General features: G+C 54.6%; 15 protein-coding genes and 18 other annotated features. Of the genes, 7 read left to right on the forward strand and 8 right to left on the reverse strand.

The features are described from left to right. Positions 1–385 precede the first annotated feature (385 nt). Positions 386–2,356 (reverse strand): putative oxidoreductase gene (aegA, locus tag STM2479; RefSeq protein ID NP_461414.1). Within the gene, positions 386–2,347 belong to an annotated coding region; the region does not span the whole gene. Further along, positions 2,351–2,356 (reverse strand) — a ribosome-binding site (putative RBS for aegA; RegulonDB:STMS1H002595). It overlaps the preceding gene by 6 nt. A gap of 161 nt (positions 2,357–2,517) precedes the next feature. Next, positions 2,518–2,523, forward strand: a ribosome-binding site (putative RBS for narQ; RegulonDB:STMS1H002596). On the opposite strand from aegA, the gene narQ reads away from it, so the two are divergent. The 5 genes from narQ (at position 2,518) to STM2484 (ending at position 9,820) form a co-directional block, all read left to right on the forward strand. Continuing rightward, the gene (gene narQ / locus STM2480) for a sensory histidine kinase in two-component regulatory system with NarP (NarL) (protein NP_461415.1) occupies positions 2,518–4,233 on the forward strand. Within the gene, positions 2,533–4,233 belong to an annotated coding region; the region does not span the whole gene. (Overlaps the previous feature by 6 nt.) Positions 4,234–4,403: 170 nt before the next feature. Then, positions 4,404–4,409: a ribosome-binding site (putative RBS for acrD; RegulonDB:STMS1H002597), on the forward strand. Beyond that, the gene (acrD, locus tag STM2481; protein ID NP_461416.1) for an RND family aminoglycoside/multidrug efflux pump occupies positions 4,404–7,531 on the forward strand. Within the gene, positions 4,418–7,531 belong to an annotated coding region; the region does not span the whole gene. (Overlaps the previous feature by 6 nt.) A 562-nt stretch (positions 7,532–8,093) precedes the next feature. Further along, positions 8,094–8,099, forward strand: a ribosome-binding site (putative RBS for yffB; RegulonDB:STMS1H002598). After that, positions 8,094–8,461, forward strand: a protein-coding gene (gene yffB, locus STM2482) for a putative glutaredoxin family protein (RefSeq protein ID NP_461417.1). Within the gene, positions 8,105–8,461 belong to an annotated coding region; the region does not span the whole gene. (Overlaps the previous feature by 6 nt.) After that, positions 8,453–8,458, forward strand: a ribosome-binding site (putative RBS for dapE; RegulonDB:STMS1H002599). Its footprint overlaps the gene before it by 6 nt. Continuing rightward, positions 8,453–9,592 (forward strand): N-succinyl-diaminopimelate deacylase gene (gene dapE, locus STM2483; RefSeq protein NP_461418.1). Within the gene, positions 8,465–9,592 belong to an annotated coding region; the region does not span the whole gene. The genes yffB and dapE overlap by 9 nt, the downstream gene beginning before the upstream one ends. 20 nt (positions 9,593–9,612) lie before the next feature. Then, positions 9,613–9,618: a ribosome-binding site (putative RBS for STM2484; RegulonDB:STMS1H002600), on the forward strand. Continuing rightward, positions 9,613–9,820 (forward strand): putative inner membrane protein gene (locus STM2484; protein NP_461419.1). Within the gene, positions 9,620–9,820 belong to an annotated coding region; the region does not span the whole gene. (Overlaps the previous feature by 6 nt.) Positions 9,821–9,846: 26 nt before the next feature. On the opposite strand, the gene ypfI is transcribed toward STM2484, so the two are convergent. From ypfI to dapA, 5 genes are all read right to left on the reverse strand, one after another. Beyond that, positions 9,847–11,876, reverse strand: a protein-coding gene (gene ypfI / locus STM2485; RefSeq protein ID NP_461420.1) for a putative acetyltransferase. Within the gene, positions 9,847–11,865 belong to an annotated coding region; the region does not span the whole gene. After that, positions 11,871–11,876, reverse strand: a ribosome-binding site (putative RBS for ypfI; RegulonDB:STMS1H002601). Its footprint overlaps the gene before it by 6 nt. 4 nt (positions 11,877–11,880) lie before the next feature. Further along, positions 11,881–12,753, reverse strand: a protein-coding gene (locus STM2486; protein ID NP_461421.1) for a putative inner membrane protein. Within the gene, positions 11,881–12,744 belong to an annotated coding region; the region does not span the whole gene. Then, positions 12,748–12,753: a ribosome-binding site (putative RBS for STM2486; RegulonDB:STMS1H002602), on the reverse strand. It overlaps the preceding gene by 6 nt. Positions 12,754–12,874: 121 nt before the next feature. Continuing rightward, positions 12,875–13,754 (reverse strand): phosphoribosylaminoimidazole-succinocarboxamide synthetase gene (purC, locus tag STM2487; RefSeq protein NP_461422.1). Within the gene, positions 12,875–13,588 belong to an annotated coding region; the region does not span the whole gene. Then, positions 13,597–13,602, reverse strand: a ribosome-binding site (putative RBS for purC; RegulonDB:STMS1H002603). Its footprint overlaps the gene before it by 6 nt. Next, positions 13,704–13,718 (reverse strand) — a protein binding site (putative binding site for PurR, RegulonDB: STMS1H000347). Next, positions 13,727–13,735, reverse strand: a -10 signal (putative -10_signal for purC; RegulonDB:STMLTH004548). After that, positions 13,746–13,754: a -35 signal (putative -35_signal for purC; RegulonDB:STMLTH004548), on the reverse strand. Before the next feature lie 8 nt (positions 13,755–13,762). Continuing rightward, the gene (nlpB, locus tag STM2488) for a lipoprotein-34 (RefSeq protein NP_461423.1) occupies positions 13,763–14,809 on the reverse strand. Within the gene, positions 13,763–14,797 belong to an annotated coding region; the region does not span the whole gene. Then, positions 14,804–14,809 (reverse strand) — a ribosome-binding site (putative RBS for nlpB; RegulonDB:STMS1H002604). Its footprint overlaps the gene before it by 6 nt. A gap of 4 nt (positions 14,810–14,813) precedes the next feature. After that, the gene (gene dapA, locus STM2489; protein NP_461424.1) for a dihydrodipicolinate synthase occupies positions 14,814–15,754 on the reverse strand. Within the gene, positions 14,814–15,692 belong to an annotated coding region; the region does not span the whole gene. Next, positions 15,698–15,703, reverse strand: a ribosome-binding site (putative RBS for dapA; RegulonDB:STMS1H002605). Its footprint overlaps the gene before it by 6 nt. Then, positions 15,730–15,738: a -10 signal (putative -10_signal for dapA; RegulonDB:STMLTH004549), on the reverse strand. Beyond that, positions 15,746–15,754: a -35 signal (putative -35_signal for dapA; RegulonDB:STMLTH004549), on the reverse strand. 17 nt (positions 15,755–15,771) lie before the next feature. Between dapA and gcvR the strand changes: the two genes are divergently transcribed. Together gcvR and bcp are read left to right on the forward strand one after the other, a co-directional pair. Then, the gene (gene gcvR, locus STM2490; RefSeq protein ID NP_461425.3) at positions 15,772–16,410 is read left to right on the forward strand and encodes a transcriptional repressor of gcv operon; all 639 of its coding nucleotides are present in this window, start codon (positions 15,772–15,774) and stop codon (positions 16,408–16,410) included. Continuing rightward, positions 16,393–16,398, forward strand: a ribosome-binding site (putative RBS for bcp; RegulonDB:STMS1H002606). Its footprint overlaps the gene before it by 6 nt. Beyond that, the gene (gene bcp / locus STM2491) for a thioredoxin dependent thiol peroxidase (RefSeq protein NP_461426.1) occupies positions 16,393–16,880 on the forward strand. Within the gene, positions 16,410–16,880 belong to an annotated coding region; the region does not span the whole gene. Before gcvR ends, bcp begins: the two co-directional genes overlap by 18 nt. A 46-nt stretch (positions 16,881–16,926) precedes the next feature. On the opposite strand, the gene STM2492 is transcribed toward bcp, so the two are convergent. Together STM2492 and perM are read right to left on the reverse strand one after the other, a co-directional pair. Beyond that, positions 16,927–17,280, reverse strand: coding sequence for a putative glycerate kinase (locus STM2492; protein NP_461427.1), 354 nt, complete (start codon positions 17,278–17,280; stop codon positions 16,927–16,929). 186 nt (positions 17,281–17,466) lie between these two features. Then, the gene (gene perM / locus STM2493; protein ID NP_461428.1) for a putative PerM family permease occupies positions 17,467–18,548 on the reverse strand. Within the gene, positions 17,467–18,534 belong to an annotated coding region; the region does not span the whole gene. Next, positions 18,543–18,548: a ribosome-binding site (putative RBS for perM; RegulonDB:STMS1H002607), on the reverse strand. Its footprint overlaps the gene before it by 6 nt. Positions 18,549–18,652: the final 104 nt, after the last annotated feature.

The following is an 18,652-nucleotide window of genomic DNA, read 5'->3' on the forward strand; positions in this document are numbered from 1 at the left end:
AAAACCGGAGCGTACACGTAGTACGTGAGGTTTGACTCGCTACGCTCGCCCTTCGGGCCGCCGCAAGCGGCGTTCAAAACGCTAACGCGTTTTGGCGAGCACTGCCCAGGACCAAAATGGCAAGTAAAATAGCCCTAATGGGATAGGCTCTAAGAAGGGGTTCTGATAGCGTCCCTTCCTTCAATTTACACTCTATTTTCAATACTAAGATTGTCCTCATCAGGCCTGTTAAACGTCGCCCCGACGGGAAAATGTTTATCGCAGGGCGTTCAGCCCTGCGAGCGTCAACATTTCTGCAAACGGAGTAAGGTTAGCCAATAAGTTTAAGATTTTTTATCACTCAATCATTTAACCGTTCCAGGCCTTAACCGGCCTACAAATACGCTTATTTAGCTAACCAGTCGAGTATCCCCTGCGCAGCATGTCGGCCTTCTGCCATCGCCGTCACCACCAGATCGGCGCCGCGCACCGCATCGCCGCCGGCGAAAATTTTCGGGTTGGACGTCTGGTAACGAAACTCGCTCTCGACGCTGGCGGCAATACGTCCCCAGTTATCCACCTTCACGCCATGCGATTCCAGCCACGACATACCATGCGGATGAAAACCAAACGCCATAATGACCGCATCCGCCGGCATCACGAACTCGCTGTCCGGTACAGGTACCGGGCGGCGTCGCCCCTGACCATCCGGTTCGCCAAGCCGCGTACGCAAAAAGCGAATACCGCTGGCGCGCCCGTGCGTATCCAGCACCAACTCAACCGGCTGAACGTTAAATTCAAAGTTCGCGCCCTCTTCCCGCGCGTTTTTCACCTCTTTTTTCGACCCTGGCATATTGGCCTCATCGCGGCGATAAGCGCAGGTGACGTTAGCAGCGCCATGACGCAGCGCCGTACGTACGCAGTCCATTGCGGTGTCACCGCCGCCCAGCACAACCACGTTAAGGCCCGCAGTATCAATAAACGGCTCGTCAGGCAACGCCGGAAGCCCCATCACCTGTTTGGTATTGGCGATGAGGAATGGCAACGCATCATATACCCCCGGCGCATCTTCATTCGGTAAATCAGCCTTCATGGAACGATAGGTTCCAACCCCAACAAAGACGGCGTCATAACTCTCCAGCAGCGTCTCCAGAGAAATATCTTTCCCTACTTCGCAGTTAAGCTCGAAACGAATCCCCATCGCGCTGAAGATTTCCCGACGGCGCGCCAGCAGAGATTTATCCAGTTTGAAAGCCGGAATACCAAAGGTGAGTAAACCGCCGATTTCCGGATGGCGATCGTAGACGGTGGCGCTTACGCCATGGCGCGCCAGCACGTCAGCGCAGGCAAGACCTGCCGGCCCCGCGCCGATAATCGCCACGCGCTTATCGCTCTTCTGTACGTCCGACAGGTCGGGACGCCAGCCTTTGCTCAGAGCGCGATCGGAGATATAGCGCTCAATATTGCCGATGGTAACCGCGCCATACTCATCGCGGAGTGTACACGCGCCTTCGCATAGCCGATCCTGCGGACAGACGCGCCCGGTAATTTCCGGCAGACAGTTGGTCTGGTGGGAAAGCTCTACCGCCGCATCAATATCGCCGGCTTTCACCAGTTCGATCCACTGGGGAATATGGTTATGCAGCGGACAGGTCCATTCGCAGATACTGTGTTCCCCGCATGTGAGGCAGCGGGACGCCTCACGCTCCGCCTGCGCGGCGCGAAACGGCAGATAAATTTCCTCAAAGGTGGTTTTACGCGCTTCAATCGCCAGTTTATCCGGTTCGCCGCGCGGCGGCGTCGCCTGCATACGCTCGGCTTTGCTGCTTGCTGCCCCACTGTGTTGTGTATCCACGGTATGCCAGGGGCGAATCTCCTGCCGGGCGGTACGCAGCCGTCGCGTTTTAGCCAGACGGGTCAACGAGTCTTCGGTGACCAGTTGCAGCGCATCCGCCGGGCAATTTTCCACACAGGCCGGCCCCTGTTCACGTCCCTGACACAGATCGCATTTATGCGCGCTGGCTTTGAACTGGTTTGGCGCGACGGGCGTCAATACCATCTGCATGGTGCCGAATGGACAGGCGACGACGCAGGATTTACAGCCGATGCACTTCTGCGCATTGACCTGCACGCTGTCGTTAATATGCGCGATCGCGCCGTTCGGACAGCTACGGGCGCAGGGCGCATCTTCGCAATGGTGACATGTAACCGCGCTGCGCTGGTGCTGATGTTTAATGACAGTAATTCGGGGCTGATAGCGCTGTGACGTCAGGACATGTCGCTCATCATTGTGAGCCATTACGCAGGCGACCTCGCAGGCATGGCAGCCCAGACACTGCTGGCTATTGGCCATAATAAAACGATTCATGGCGTCCTTCTGTTTTGGTTGCAAAAACCTTATTCTTTATATGAGCATTGTTATTAACTGACGAAGGCGGGGTCGGCAATGTTCATCTGCCCAGGAAGCACAACTATCTGTCCAGAACCTGTGGCAGATCAATTTATTTCAAAGCAAATGAAATTGCGGTTCAGCTAAATGCGGGGAGTACCAGTGTGACGGTTAAACGCCCGGTCTCGGCCAGTCTGGCTAAGGCTTTTTTCTATATTGTGCTGTTGTCTATTCTGTCCACCGGCAGCGCATTACTGACGCTGACCAGCAGTTTACGGGATGCCGAAGCGATCAATATCGCCGGTTCGCTACGAATGCAGAGCTATCGGCTGGGTTACGATCTGCAAAGCCGTAGCCCGCAGATTAATGCGCATCGTCAACTTTTCCAGCACGCGCTCAACTCGCCGGTACTGCAAAATCTCAACGCCTGGTATGTGCCGCAGGCGGTAAAAACTCGCTACGAGCGCCTGCACGCCAACTGGCTGGAGATGAATAGCCGCCTACAGGACGGCGACATTGCCTGGTATCAGACCAATATCAACAATTACGTCAATCAAATTGATCTCTTCGTTCTGGCGTTACAGCATTACGCCGAGCGTAAAGTCATGCTGGTCGTCGCCATATCGCTGGCGGGCGGTATCGGCATATTTACGCTGGTCTTTTTTACCCTACGACGTATTCGCCAGCAGGTCGTTCGCCCGCTGAATCAACTGGTCACCGCCAGTCAGCGAATTGAACATGGTCAGTTCGCCCCGCTGCCGCTGGATACCAGCTTACCCAATGAGCTGGGATTGTTGGCGAAAACGTTTAGCCAGATGTCGAGCGAGCTGCATAAACTTTATCGTTCGCTGGAAGCCTCGGTGGAAGAAAAAACGCACGATCTGCACGAAGCGCACCGCCGCCTGGAGGTGTTATACCAGTGCTCTCAGGCGCTGAATACCAGCCAAATCGACGTCCACTGTTTTCGCCATATTTTGCAAATTGTCCGTGAACATGACGCCGCTTGGTATCTGGAGTTAACCGTGGGCGATAACTGGCGGATTAGCGAAGGCACGCAAAGCCCCGACCTGCCGATGCAAATGCTGCCAGTGACGATGCAGGACACGGTCTATGGCGAACTCCACTGGCAAAGCCCCAACGTTAATGCCTCTACGCCGCTGCTGAACAGCGTCTCCACGATGCTGGGGCGTGGTTTGTACTTTAATCAGGCGCAAAAACACTTCCAGCAACTTTTGTTAATGGAAGAGCGCGCGACGATTGCCCGTGAGCTACACGATTCGCTGGCGCAGGTACTTTCTTATTTACGTATTCAGTTAACGCTTTTGAAGCGCGCTATTCCTGAGGATAACGCCGGCGCGCAAAGCATCATGGCGGATTTTTCCAGAGCGCTGAACGACGCCTACCGTCAGCTTCGCGAGCTACTCACCACGTTCCGTCTGACGTTACAGCAGGCCGATTTACCCTCCGCATTGCATGAGATGCTGGAAGATTTACAGAGTCAGACCCCGGCCAAACTCACGTTGGATTGCCGTTTACCCACGCTGGCGCTGGATGCGCAAATGCAGGTGCATTTGTTGCAAATTGTGCGTGAAGCGGTCCTGAACGCCATTAAACACGCCAACGCGAGCGAAATCGCCGTGAGCTGCGTCACCGCGCCTGACGGCGATCATACCGTTTATATTCGCGATAATGGCATTGGTATCGGCGAACCGCATGAGCCTGCCGGACACTATGGTCTGAATATAATGCGTGAGCGCGCGGAGCGCCTTGGCGGCACGCTGAATTTTTCGCAACCCTCCGGCGGCGGCACACTGGTCAGTATCAGTTTTCGCTCCTCCAACAAGGAAGAGAGTCAGTTAACGTAAAGAACGGCAAATCGCCGGAAGGCCAGATGTCAGGCTTTCCGGCGTTGGCACAAAAAGTATGCTGTAAAAGCGCATGATAATTTACATTATCTCCTTTATTTCTCCACGTTTGGCTCGTAGCTTGCCGCTACAGTGAAGCAGTTCAAATCTATAACGATATGTAGAAACACGAGGTTTCCCTTTAATGGCGAATTTTTTTATCGATCGCCCCATTTTTGCCTGGGTGCTGGCTATCCTGTTGTGTCTGACAGGGGCGTTAGCCATTTTCTCTTTACCTGTTGAACAATATCCCGATCTGGCGCCGCCCAACGTACGTATTACCGCGAATTATCCGGGAGCGTCGGCGCAAACGCTGGAAAATACCGTAACCCAGGTTATTGAGCAGAATATGACGGGCCTCGATAATCTGATGTACATGTCATCACAAAGCAGCGGAACCGGACAGGCGACCATCACCCTGAGCTTTATTGCGGGAACCGATCCTGATGAGGCGGTTCAGCAGGTGCAAAACCAGTTACAGTCCGCGATGCGTAAACTGCCGCAGGCGGTACAGGATCAAGGCGTCACGGTACGCAAAACGGGCGATACCAATATTTTGACCATCGCTTTCGTCTCTACCGACGGTTCTATGGACAAGCAGGATATCGCCGACTACGTCGCCAGTAATATTCAGGACCCGCTCAGCCGCGTCAACGGCGTCGGCGATATTGACGCTTATGGTTCACAGTACTCTATGCGTATCTGGCTCGATCCGGCCAAATTGAATAGTTTTCAGATGACCACGAAAGACGTGACCGATGCAATTGAGTCGCAGAATGCGCAAATCGCCGTCGGGCAGCTTGGCGGTACGCCTTCGGTCGACAAACAGGCGCTGAACGCCACCATTAATGCGCAGTCATTGCTGCAAACGCCGCAACAATTTCGCGATATCACCCTGCGCGTTAATCAGGACGGTTCCGAGGTCAAACTGGGCGATGTCGCCACCGTGGAGCTGGGGGCGGAAAAGTATGACTACCTCAGCCGTTTTAACGGCAATCCGGCTTCCGGTCTTGGCGTTAAGCTGGCCTCCGGCGCGAACGAAATGGCGACCGCGAAGCTGGTACTGGATCGCCTCAACGAGCTGGCGCAGTACTTCCCTCACGGCCTGGAATACAAGATCGCGTATGAAACCACCTCCTTTGTCAAAGCCTCGATTATCGATGTGGTCAAAACGTTGCTGGAAGCTATCGCGCTGGTTTTCCTGGTGATGTATCTGTTCCTGCAAAACTTTCGCGCCACGCTCATTCCGACGATCGCCGTGCCGGTAGTATTAATGGGCACCTTCTCCGTGCTTTACGCGTTTGGCTACAGTATTAACACATTAACCATGTTCGCGATGGTGCTGGCGATCGGGCTCCTAGTCGACGATGCCATCGTGGTGGTGGAAAACGTCGAACGTATCATGAGCGAAGAAGGGCTCACGCCGCGTGAAGCGACGCGCAAATCCATGGGACAAATCCAGGGGGCGCTGGTCGGTATCGCGATGGTGCTGTCTGCGGTATTCGTGCCGATGGCGTTCTTTGGCGGTACCACCGGGGCGATTTATCGTCAGTTTTCTATTACCATTGTCTCGGCAATGGTGCTGTCGGTGCTGGTCGCCATGATCCTGACGCCGGCGCTGTGCGCAACGTTATTAAAACCGCTGCACAAAGGCGAACAGCACGGGCAACGCGGATTTTTCGGCTGGTTTAACCGTACCTTCAATCGTAATGCCGAACGTTATGAGAAAGGCGTAGCGAAAATTTTGCATCGCAGCCTGCGCTGGATTCTGATTTATGTTCTGTTACTTGGCGGAATGGTGTTCCTGTTTTTGCGCCTCCCCACCTCCTTTCTGCCGCAGGAAGATCGGGGCATGTTCACTACGTCTATCCAGCTACCGAGCGGTTCTACGCAACAGCAGACCCTGAAAGTCGTTGAAAAGGTTGAAAACTATTACTTCACCCATGAGAAAGACAACATTATGTCGGTCTTCTCGACGGTAGGTTCCGGCCCTGGCGGGAATGGGCAAAACGTCGCGCGCATGTTTGTTCGCTTGAAAGACTGGGACGCGCGCGATCCCACCACCGGCTCCTCGTTCGCCATTATTGAGCGGGCGACAAAAGCATTTAACCAGATTAAAGAAGCTCGCGTCTTCGCCAGCAGCCCGCCGGCAATTAGCGGTCTGGGCAGCTCCGCCGGTTTTGATATGGAATTACAGGATCACGCCGGAGCAGGCCATGACGCGCTGATGGCCGCACGAGATCAACTCATTGAGCTGGCCGGGAAAAACAGTTCCTTGACCCGCGTGCGCCACAACGGCCTGGACGACAGCCCGCAACTGCAAATTGATATTGACCAACGAAAAGCGCAGGCGCTGGGCGTATCGATTGACGATATCAACGACACCCTGCAAACAGCCTGGGGATCGAGCTACGTCAACGACTTTATGGACCGGGGCCGCGTGAAGAAGGTCTATGTTCAGGCCGCAGCGAAATATCGTATGTTGCCGGATGATATTAATCTTTGGTATGTCCGTAACAAAGACGGCGGCATGGTCCCCTTCTCCGCCTTCGCCACCTCGCGCTGGGAAACCGGATCGCCGCGTCTGGAACGCTATAACGGCTATTCGGCGGTAGAAATTGTCGGAGAGGCCGCGCCGGGGGTCAGTACCGGGACGGCAATGGATGTCATGGAGTCGTTGGTGCATCAGCTACCGGGCGGTTTTGGCCTGGAATGGACAGCCATGTCTTACCAGGAACGGCTCTCCGGCGCGCAGGCGCCCGCGCTGTACGCTATTTCGCTATTAGTCGTCTTCCTGTGTCTGGCGGCATTGTATGAAAGCTGGTCGGTGCCCTTCTCGGTGATGCTGGTTGTGCCGCTCGGGGTCATCGGCGCGCTACTCGCTACCTGGATGCGCGGGCTGGAAAACGATGTTTACTTCCAGGTGGGGCTGTTGACCGTTATCGGCCTCTCGGCGAAAAACGCGATTCTGATTGTGGAATTCGCCAACGAAATGAATCAGAAGGGACACGCGCTGTTAGACGCCACGCTGTACGCCAGCCGCCAACGCCTGCGACCGATACTGATGACTTCGCTGGCGTTTATCTTTGGCGTATTGCCGATGGCCACCAGCACCGGGGCAGGCTCGGGTAGCCAACATGCTGTCGGAACCGGCGTGATGGGGGGAATGATCTCAGCAACCGTTCTGGCTATCTTCTTTGTACCCCTGTTTTTCGTGCTGATACGTCGCCGCTTCCCGCTGAAGCCGCGCCCGAAATAAGATCCCGGCCAGCCTGATACGAGGTGTCGGGCACAAAAAAGGCGACTTTCGTTGAGTCGCCTTTTCTTATCCCCTATGGGAGCGCGGTGCCTTCCAGGCATTTATTTACGAAGCATGACTTCGATAAAATCTTTCCAGTTCCCCAGTTCACGTTCAATCATAATAGCCTCTCTTATTATTATGGGTATTCTACGTAGTTAGCGGTATAGAGAGAAGTTCATTTAACCGATTGTTGCGATATCCTCTGGTTATGCTGTCTATGATATTACTATGGCGCTGTAGCCATAAATTTTATGTGACTTACTGCAATATTTAGCAACATTAATACCTTTTCTACTACTTTATCAAATTGGGTTAAAAAACAAACAATTGCATATGCACAAAATAGGATTTATACCGCGAAGTATAAACAAGCCACATCTGGAACGTTTTGGAATCATTATTCACATTCACTCAACAATGTTATATTGATTGCCGATCAGCGCTGGATAAATAACCATAAACGGCCACACTTATTATCCCGCAGACGATACTATTGATTATTTATTCGAATTTCGCGTTAAAGGATTCAATATGATTACCCTCTATGGCATTAAGAATTGCGACACGATCAAAAAAGCGCGCCATTGGCTGGAGGAACATGGCATTGATTATCGTTTTCACGATTACCGTGTGGATGGCATAGACCTCCCTCTTCTTAATACCTTTATTGCCGAACTCGGCTGGCAGCCTTTACTGAATACGCGCGGCACAACATGGCGCAAACTGGATGAAGGCCACCGCAGCGGGATTACCGATGCCGACTCCGCCGCTGCTCTCATGGTTGAACAGCCGGCAATCATCAAACGCCCATTGCTCTGCGCGCCCGGGAAGCCTATGCTGCTTGGTTTCAGTGAATCCCGTTATCAGCAGTTTTTTGATGAGGTGTAGTCTATGTCGTGCCCGGTTATTGAGCTGACACAGCAACTTATTCGTCGCCCCTCCCTGAGTCCGGATGACGCAGGCTGTCAGGCATTAATGATTGAACGCCTGCGTAAAATCGGTTTTACCATTGAGCATATGGATTTTGGCGACACGCAAAATTTTTGGGCATGGCGTGGGCGTGGCGAAACGCTGGCGTTCGCCGGGCATACTGACGTCGTACCGGCTGGCGATGTCGATCGCTGGATCAATCCGCCGTTTGAGCCTACGATTCGCGACGGAATGTTGTTCGGTCGCGGCGCGGCGGATATGAAAGGTTCACTGGCGGCCATGGTGGTGGCTGCTGAACGTTTTGTTGCGCAGCATCCTCATCACCGGGGCCGCCTCGCATTTTTGATTACCTCTGATGAGGAAGCCAGCGCAAAAAATGGCACCGTAAAGGTGGTTGAAGCGCTGATGGCCCGTAACGAGCGGCTGGATTACTGTCTGGTCGGCGAACCTTCCAGTACTGAAATTGTGGGCGATGTCGTCAAAAACGGGCGTCGCGGTTCTCTCACCTGTAACCTCACTATCCATGGCGTTCAGGGGCACGTCGCCTATCCGCATCTGGCGGATAACCCTGTTCATCGCGCCGCGCCTTTTCTTAATGAACTGGTCGCTATCGAGTGGGATCGGGGCAATGACTTTTTCCCGGCCACCAGTATGCAGGTAGCCAATATCCAGGCAGGCACCGGCAGCAATAATGTCATTCCCGGCGAACTGTTCGTGCAGTTTAACTTCCGTTTCAGCACGGAACTGACCGATGAGATGATCAAAGAGCGGGTACATGCGCTGCTTGAAAAGCATCAGCTACGCTATACCGTAGACTGGTGGCTTTCCGGGCAGCCGTTCCTGACCGCACGCGGCAAGCTGGTGGACGCGGTGGTAAACGCCATTGAGCACTATAATGAAATTAAACCGCAATTACTGACGACGGGCGGTACGTCCGACGGACGTTTTATCGCCCGTATGGGAGCGCAGGTGGTAGAACTGGGGCCGGTGAACGCCACCATTCATAAAATTAATGAATGTGTGAATGCCGCCGATCTCCAGCTACTGGCCCGTATGTATCAACGCATTATGGAACAGCTCGTCGCCTGATGAGCGTTCCGGTAAGAGGAAATAAGCATGGACTGGCTGGCAAAATATTGGTGGATTCTGGTATTGGTGTTTCTGGTAGGCGTACTGCTGAATGTGATCAAAGATCTCAAACGCATCGACCATAAGAAATTCCTTGCCAATAAACCTGAGCTGCCCCCGCATCGCGATTTTAACGATAAGTGGGACGATGAAGACGACTGGCCGAAGAAAGATCAGCCGAAAAAGTAACCGGATATCATGCCGGACAGGTATCGCTATCCGGCATGGTCCCCACCGCCGGGCATTACGTCGCGCAAACTCTGCGTTCGTCCGGCATCCAACGCAATTAGCGCCTGCGCCGCCTGCGCACGCTGCAACGCCAGCAGAGCTTTACGGCCTGAAATGCGTAGCCGGGCGCACAGTTCGGCATCGCTGGCTTTTTCTTCCAGCCGCCCTCTCAGCGCCGGTAATGGCAATGCGCTGTATTGCAGTAAACGATGCAGGCAACCTAACGATGTCAGTAGCGGACGGTGCGCGAACGCAAAACCGACCAGCTCACGCCAGTCTTCATCATTAAGCGCCTGTTCGCGCAACGCCGCCAGCGGTATCGCCTCGCCGTTCCACTGCGTCAGGATATCCGCATCGCGGCGCAAACGCCGGTGTTCCTGCTGCGCCAGCCGTTTTCCCGCGTCGCTCAGCGGCAATAACGCCATCGCCGTATAGCAACCGCTGCTCGCCTCCCGATGGTTGCCCATCCGTACCAGTACAAAGCCGCAGCGTTGCCAGAAACGCCACAGCTTCGGCGTATAGCCGAAGCTGACGGAAAGATAATCACACTGCGCCGCCTGCATGCACGCGCAGGCAATCAACTGCTGACCGATGCCTTCACGCTGGCGAGCGGGGTGCACTGCGATACGGCTTACGCGACGCCCAACCAGCGTCGCGGCTAAAGGGTCGCTACCGTGCGCCGCCAGCGACTGCGCCACCAGATTCCCACGCGGCCGCCGGAAACCGCACCATACAGCCTGACTGAGTTCTGCGGATAACCCGCCCTCTTCGACCAGCCAGAGGGCGCCCGCCACACGGTTATTCGCCGTAGCCTGCAAGAAATGCTGTCCTGGCGCATCCATCATTCGGCGCAGATCCAGCGGCGAAGTACGATAGTGCGCCCCCGACAGTAACTGATACACAGCCCTCGGCAACGCGGGCGTATTCACCCAGGCCTGTTGGTAAAACGCCGAGATTTCTATCGCGCCATGTGGCGCCTGCGCAAACGCTTCATCGTCGAATATCAGCGCCTCGCTGACGATATTTTCCAGCGGGCATTCTGGCGCCCAGCGGACAGGCTGACGAAGCGTGAAGCGGTGAAGCTGCGGAAAACGGGCGCAAAACTTAAGTAAAAAACCGCGTCCGGTGCCTTCGTAGCCCTGAACGGTGGTGGTGAGTAGTATGCGGGGAAAGCGCGAAACCAGTTGCAGCAGCAGCGGCGTGGGGATTGCCGCCGCCTCGTCAACCACCAGCCAGTCGGCTCTTGCCCCGCTCGCCAGCAACGCATCCGGCGCCATAAAGCAGAACCGCTCACCGGCAAACGCTGCCAGGATATCCGTTGCCGTTTTCGCCGGTGCGGTCACGATAGCCGTGCCCGCCATCCGGGAGATGAATTGCCCGGCCAGCGCCGATTTGCCGCGCCCACGGGGGGCAATCACCGTCGCCACGCCGGGCGGCATTTCACGTAAACGCGATAAGATAGCCGCCTGCTCCGGCTGCGGCTCGCCGGTGGCGGGTCGCCAGCATTCACGGGAAGGATAAGATGGCCAGCAAAACGGCTGGCGCTGTCGCCAAAGCAGCGTTTGCGGATCGCGGGAGAGAGTCCGTTTAAGATGCTGTGCAAACTGCGGTGTGGGGATAGGCTGCGCGCAGTCGCTCCAGCGCAGTGAATCGGTATCAGGCCTGCTTTCCCACGTCTCGTACGGCGGCATCAGCAGAAGCAGCCAGCTTCCGGCCTGCAAGGTCCCGCTCAGGGCGGCAAACGCTGCGGCGTCAAAGCCCTGCCAGGCATCAAATATCGCATGACGGAATTCACGGCCCAGCAGCGTTTGTAACGCCTGTGGCGTACAGCACGGCTGGGCGGGCGCGTCAGGCGCGACCCACAGCCAGTCACCGGGCAATGCAGCGCGTATCGCCTCGGCCCGCTTCCGGCACCACGCCGCATCGCCGCTGATGACCAGTAAACGGCGAATGCCTTCCTGTGTCATTTGCGACGTTAACGCCTGTAGCGCATCGATATCAGACATCCCTGCCCCGGTTTATCAAAAGTTTTTGCCAAACGTATTACATTGCGCCGGGTCACCGCTGTCAAATCCACGCTTAAACCAGCTGTAGCGCTGTTCTGAGGTGCCGTGAGTAAAACTATCCGGCACGACGCGCCCCTGCCCCTGTTGCTGTAAGCGATCGTCGCCGATAGCCTGTGCGGCATTGAGCGCCTCTTCCAGATCGCCCGCCTCCAGTACGCCTTGCTGCTGCATACTGTGTCCCCACACGCCGGCAAAGCAATCCGCCTGTAGCTCCATGCGCACCGAAAGGCGATTCACCTCCGTTTGCGACGCGTTTTGCTGCAACTGGCGTACTTTCGGCTCAATACCTAACAGTTTTTGTACGTGGTGGCCGACTTCGTGGGCGATGACATAACCCTGGGCAAAATCACCGTCCGCGCCCAGCTTATTTTTCATATCATCGTAAAATGAGAGATCGATATAAACGGTGCCGTCCGCCGGGCAGTAAAACGGCCCCATCACGGACTGACCCGCACCACAGCCGGTGCGCGTCATACCACGGTACATCACCAGTTTTGGCTGCTGATAGCCGCGCCCCATTTTTTGAAAGAGTTGACCCCAGGTATCTTCGGTCGTCGCCAGAATCACCGAGGTAAATTTTGCCGCTTCATCATCATTGGGGCTTATCGAACGCGTCGACTGCTGCTGCGAAACCGGCTGGCCGGTCAACAGACCGGTTAAATCCACCCCATAGTACCCTGCGACCAACACCACCACCAACAGAATGATGCCGCCTTTTCCGCGCGGAAGACGAAAGCCTGGGCCACCCAGCGAGGGGCCGCCTGGCCGATTACGTCTGTCCTCTACATTGTTGCTTTCACGACGCCCTTGCCAGCGCATAATCACCTCATTCTCTCTTTGTTATACAGATGATCGTAGGCGGTCAGGCGCAGGATTACCACAGGTAAACGCTATCAGAATGAGGAAAGGATGATACCGGAGAGCGGTTGCCCCCCGGTCAGAAGCGGAATTAATCTAATTTCACGCCCAGGCGATGCGCGACGGCTTCATAGGCTTCAATCAGACCGCCCAGGCTCTGGCGGAAGCGGTCTTTGTCCATTTTGTCCAGCGTCTCTTTATCCCACAGGCGGCTACCGTCCGGCGAAAACTCATCGCCCAGCACCACTTCGCCTTTATACAGGCCAAACTCCAGTTTGAAATCCACCAGGATAAGACCCGCGTCATCAAACAGTTTTTTCAGTACGTCGTTGGCTTTGTAGGTTAGCTCTTTCATACGCGCCAGATTTTCCTGACTTACCCAACCGAACGTTTCACAGTAGGAACTATTCACCATCGGGTCGTGCAGCGCGTCGTTTTTCAGGAACAGATCGAATATCGGCGGGTTAAGCTCCATGCCTTCTTCCACGCCCAGACGCTTGACCAGCGACCCAGCCGCACGGTTGCGCACCACACATTCAACCGGCACCATCTCCAGCTTCTTCACCAGACACTCGGTATCAGACAGCAAACGTTCCATCTGGGTCGGGATGCCCGCCTCGGCCAGTTTGGTCATAATGAAATGGTTGAATTTGTTATTTACCATGCCCTTGCGATCAAACTGTTCAATGCGCGCGCCATCCCCTGCTGACGTATCATTGCGGAATTCGAGCACCAACAGGTCCGGGTTTTCCGTGCTGTATACGGTTTTCGCTTTACCACGATACAACTCAGCTTGCTTTTGCATCTTTAACACTCCTGGGTGTGAATTAACGATAAGTATTCATTTCCTGCTACGCCTGCCGGAGACGCCGGCCTGTAATTGTGGTGCGAAATAGCGGTTAAATCGCGTTTTTGTACCGACGCACACGTTTGCGTATCTTATCAGAAAAAAGGGCCGGATTGCTCCAGCCCTGTTAAATTACTTGTTGAACGCTGCCTGGAAGACGGCAACCAGCGCGTCGTTCTGGCTTTGCGTCAGAGTATGCCCCTTAGGATCGATAAACTGCAAGCTGCTGCGGTTATCTAAATCGCCAACCTGCAATTTATAGTCTCCGGATGCCAGGCCCGGGTCGCTAGCGCCCAGATCCCGCCAGTCGCTGTCAGACAACGGTTTGTACGTTACCGCCATGCTGCCCTGAGAGCGAGTGCTGTCGGTGACTTTCATGCCCACTTTTTCCAGCGCGGCCGGGAGGCGCTGCCACACGAGGTTGAACGGACCGCGAACGACCAGCATAGGTAAACCGGTATCATCAGCGGCGCTCTGCACATCCATCGTTGCGGCGGAACGGTTCTGCGCGGCATTTGCCGCATCCGTAGCGGTCTTATCCAGACCGGCGGAAATGACGTTCATCATTTCCGTGCTATAGCGCTGCAGCGACGCCGCGTCAGCGACCGGCTTGCCAGCCTGTTCCAGATTAACCAGTTTTACCGTTACCGCCTGCTGATAGCCCTGCGGCTTCACCGAGATTTGATAACGTCCACGATACTGTTCGTCTTCATCCAGGCGATTCCAGTTCACCCAATCGGTCGTCAGGGTCTGGCTGGCATCGTCACGTTTTTCAATCGGATAATTTTTCGCCTGAATCACGCTGACGACTTGCGGCCACAGCGTGCTGCTCCGGCCATTTTCCACCAATAGCGTAGCGGTATCGCCAGAGAACTGGGTACGCGCGCCGCTCACTAACGCTAACGGCTGCGCCGGCGGACGGATATCCAACGCCTTACCAACCGCGCCGCTCCCCTTCGTGACCGGAATAACGTAGTCGCCGGTCGTTATCGGCAGGATCATTCCTGCCGGGGCGTGAAGTTCAGCAAGCGGCGCGGCATCCAGATAGGATTCATCGCCGCTTACCTGGCGCTTGTAGCGCGAATCGGAACTACAGGCAGCGAGCAGCAAAACAAGCGAAACACCCGCAACCTTCGCCAGGCGCGACTTTTGTACTGAGTAAGCCATCAAATCTCCCTAAACTTTACAGCAGGCCAGCATGCTGAAGCGCTGCTTTGACGATGTCACGACCATGGTCCGTGATAGGCGTCATTGGCAGGCGCAGCGTGTCGGTCGCCACAAGACCCAATGCCTTACATGCCCATTTCACCGGGATAGGATTGGGTTCGACAAATAGTTTGTTGTGTAACGGCATCAGACGCTGGTTGATAGCGCGCGCCTCGGCAAATTGCCCTTCCGCCGCCAGTTTGCACATGTCAGCCATCTCGCGCGCCGCTACGTTAGCCGTAACGGAAATCACGCCATGACCACCCAGTTGCATAAAGTCCAGCGCAGACGCGTCATCGCCGCTAAGCAGAATAAAATCGTCTGAAACCAGCTCTTTGATCTGGTGAACGCGGGTTAAGTTCCCTGTCGCCTCTTTGATAGCGATAATATTTTTTATTTCCGCCAGACGACCCACGGTTTCCGGCAACATATCGCAACCGGTACGGGACGGCACATTATACAGAATTTGCGGCAAGTCAGTGTGTTCCGCGATGGCTTTGAAATGCTGGAACAAACCTTCCTGCGTGGGGCGATTGTAGTACGGCGTTACCGTCAGGCAGCCTACAATACCGCTATCGTTAAAACGCTGCGTCAGGCTAATCGCTTCCGCGGTCGCGTTTGCGCCCGTGCCGGCGATAACCGGAATACGTCCGTCAGCCAGTTCCAGCGTCATCATCACGACATCGCCATGTTCATCATGGCTTAGCGTGGCAGACTCGCCGGTAGTGCCAACCGAAACAATCGCCGAGGTACCGTTGGCGACATGATAATCAATGAGTTTTTTCAGGCAAGACCTACTGACGTTACCTTTCTCATCCATCGGCGTAACAAGCGCGACAATACTTCCCGTGAACATGGGCCATCCTCTGTGCAAACAAGTCCCTCAATGGTACGTTTGGTATGGCAATAAAAGCAAGCGACCAAAGCCGTTCTGATTGTTGTATGCAGGTTTTTTTTATGGTTTCCTTAAGATTACCTCACCGCTCAAAGGAATAACTGGTTTGACACCGTCATCACAACACTATTTGGTTATCACTGCGCTGGGCGCCGACAGGCCCGGTATTGTGAATACCATTACTCGCCATGTCAGCAGTTGCGGCTGTAATATCGAAGACAGCCGACTGGCGATGCTGGGCGATGAATTCACGTTTATTATGCTGTTGTCCGGCACGTGGAACGCGATTACCTTGATTGAATCGACATTGCCGTTAAAAGGCGCGGAGCTGGATCTGCTGATTGTGATGAAACGGACGTCCGACCGCCCCCGCCCGGCAATGCCCGCGACGGTATGGGTTCAGGTTGAGGTCGCCGACTCCCCGCATTTAATTGAGCGATTCACCGCGCTGTTTAATAGTCATGAAATGAATATTGCGGAGCTGGTCTCCCGCACGCAGCCGGCTGAAGGTGATAAAGCTGCGCAATTATTTATTCAAATCACCGCACATAGCCCGGCGTCGCAAAATTCCGCAAATATTGAGCAAGCCTTTAAAGCACTATGTACAGAACTCAATGCGCAAGGCAGTATAAACGTCGTCAATTACTCACAACATGATGAACAGGATGGAGTTAAGTAATGAATCCACTGAAAGCCGGTGATATCGCACCGAAATTTAGCTTGCCGGATCAAGACGGGGAACAAGTAAATTTGACCGACTTCCAGGGACAGCGCGTTCTGGTTTATTTCTACCCAAAAGCCATGACACCCGGCTGTACCGTGCAGGCCTGCGGCTTACGCGATAACATGGACGAGCTCAAAAAAGCAGGCGTGGACGTGCTGGGCATCAGCACCGATAAACCTGAAAAACTCTCCCGTTTCGCTGAAAAAGAGCTGCTGAACTTTACCCTTTTGTCCGATGAAAACCATCAGGTGTGTGAACAGTTCGGCGTCTGGGGCGAAAAGTCGTTTATGGGCAAAACGTATGACGGCATTCACCGCATCAGCTTTTTGATTGACGCTGATGGTAAGATTGAACACGTCTTTAATGATTTTAAAACCAGCAATCACCATGATGTGGTGCTGAACTGGCTGAAAGAAAACGCGTAAAAGCCTCAGGCCGCGCTGATGTGCGGCCTGGAAAGGGAATGCGCCGTCAGGCTTGCCGCGCCAGACGCCCTTCTCCGGTCATCACCAGATCGGCATCTTTAACCGCCTGCTCAAGCTGTAGCGTTTCCACGACAATCTCTACGCCGGCGCGTAATTCAGCATTGAGCAACCCTAAAAGCGCGGCGCCCATTCCGCCTGCCGCGCCGGGAGCGTTAATCACCTCACGTCCCGTAGCCTGATAAATATGCCGGCCGCAGTTTTCCAGCGCCTCGTCCAGGGTGTTCACCATTTCCGCTGTCGCCCCTTTTTGTGGGCCAAAAATGGCCGATGCGCCCTGAGGACCACACAGCGGATTGTTGACATCGCACGCCTTTAAGCTGATTGGCGGTAGCGGAATCAATTTCTACAATACAGTTTTCCTTCAGCAGCGAGAATTTTGTAGGTTCCGACAATAAAAATGCCGCAACACGGTGCGGCATTAAAAAAAAGAGCGGCTTTCTAAGCGCTTGTCCCTCATCAGGCGTGCGCAAAATGGCGGCAGGGCACTATGATGTCGTTCACGCTTTACAACTTTTGTACTGACCGCTCAGGATGAGGCATCCGTCACCTGACCATCCGGCCAGGCATGGACAACGGCTTTAATCAGCGTCGCCAATGGAATGGCGAAAAACACCCCCCAGAAACCCCACAGACCGCCGAAAATCACCACTGACAGAATAATCACCAGCGGATGCAAATTCACCGCTTCGGAGAAAAGTACCGGTACCAGCAAATTGCCATCCAGCGCCTGAATAATGAGATAAACGGCAAAACAGCTCCAGAATTCCGTCCCCAGACCAAACTGAAACAGCGCGACGCCCACCACCGGAATTGTCACCACAAAGGCGCCGATATAGGGGATCAGAACCGAAAAGCCCACCAGTACCGCCAGCAGTAGCGAATAGTTGAGGCCAAACAGCAAAAAACCCAGCCAGGTCGCTACGCCCACCACCACCATCTCCAGCACTTTTCCGCGGATATAGTTGGTGATCTGCTGATTCATCTCATTCCACACCTGCCCCGCCAGCCCGCGATTACGCGGCAGCACGCGGCGCACGGCATTCAGCATCTGCTCTTTATCTTTTACCAGGAAAAAGACCATCAGCGGCACCAGCACCAGATATACCGCCAGCGTCAGTAGCCCGACTAACGAAGCCAGCGAATACTTCACCACCGAATCGCCCATGTTAAGCATCCGGGTACGCATGTTTTCCGCCATCGCATCAATAATGCCCGCATCCATCAGCGCCGGATAGCGTCGCGGCAAGGTCGCGGCGAAATCGGACAGTTTATTCAGCATACCGGGCATATCACGAATCAGGTAAATACCCTGCTGCCAGGCAATCGGCATCACCACAAACGCCATTAATAACAGAATGCCGACAAAAAGGATAAGGACAATGGAGGCTGCCCAGCGCCGGGAACAGCCAATCGCCTGCAGGCGCGCCGTCGGCCACTCCAGCAGGTAGGCCAGTACGATAGCGACCAGCAGCGGCGCTAACAGGCCGCTAAAGAAAAAGAGGATGCTAAAACCAGCCACCAGAATGACCAGCAAGGCAATCGCCTCCGGGTCGCTGAAGCGACGGCGATACCATTGCATTAACATTTCGAGCATAAAACCCTTCCCAGAACTCAACTGCGGGATTGTGATGCCGAATTGTATCGAAATGTCACAAAAAAGACTTCGCTTTTTATCGTTGATTCAGGAAACTAAAATAGTGAGTCTGTGCTCA

The sequence above is a fragment of the Salmonella enterica subsp. enterica serovar Typhimurium str. LT2 genome, from assembly GCF_000006945.2.
Classification (GTDB): Bacteria; Pseudomonadota; Gammaproteobacteria; order Enterobacterales; family Enterobacteriaceae; genus Salmonella; species Salmonella enterica.

Coding starts and splice junctions, on each gene's coding strand:
- aegA (NP_461414.1), bottom strand. CDS start 2,347: ATGAATCGTTTTATTATGGCCAATAGCCAGCAGTGTCTGGGCTGCCAT.
- acrD (NP_461416.1), top strand. CDS start 4,418: ATGGCGAATTTTTTTATCGATCGCCCCATTTTTGCCTGGGTGCTGGCT.
- yffB (NP_461417.1), top strand. CDS start 8,105: ATGATTACCCTCTATGGCATTAAGAATTGCGACACGATCAAAAAAGCG.
- dapE (NP_461418.1), top strand. CDS start 8,465: ATGTCGTGCCCGGTTATTGAGCTGACACAGCAACTTATTCGTCGCCCC.
- STM2484 (NP_461419.1), top strand. CDS start 9,620: ATGGACTGGCTGGCAAAATATTGGTGGATTCTGGTATTGGTGTTTCTG.
- ypfI (NP_461420.1), bottom strand. CDS start 11,865: ATGTCTGATATCGATGCGCTACAGGCGTTAACGTCGCAAATGACACAG.
- STM2486 (NP_461421.1), bottom strand. CDS start 12,744: ATGCGCTGGCAAGGGCGTCGTGAAAGCAACAATGTAGAGGACAGACGT.
- purC (NP_461422.1), bottom strand. CDS start 13,588: ATGCAAAAGCAAGCTGAGTTGTATCGTGGTAAAGCGAAAACCGTATAC.
- nlpB (NP_461423.1), bottom strand. CDS start 14,797: ATGGCTTACTCAGTACAAAAGTCGCGCCTGGCGAAGGTTGCGGGTGTT.
- dapA (NP_461424.1), bottom strand. CDS start 15,692: ATGTTCACGGGAAGTATTGTCGCGCTTGTTACGCCGATGGATGAGAAA.
- bcp (NP_461426.1), top strand. CDS start 16,410: ATGAATCCACTGAAAGCCGGTGATATCGCACCGAAATTTAGCTTGCCG.
- perM (NP_461428.1), bottom strand. CDS start 18,534: ATGCTCGAAATGTTAATGCAATGGTATCGCCGTCGCTTCAGCGACCCG.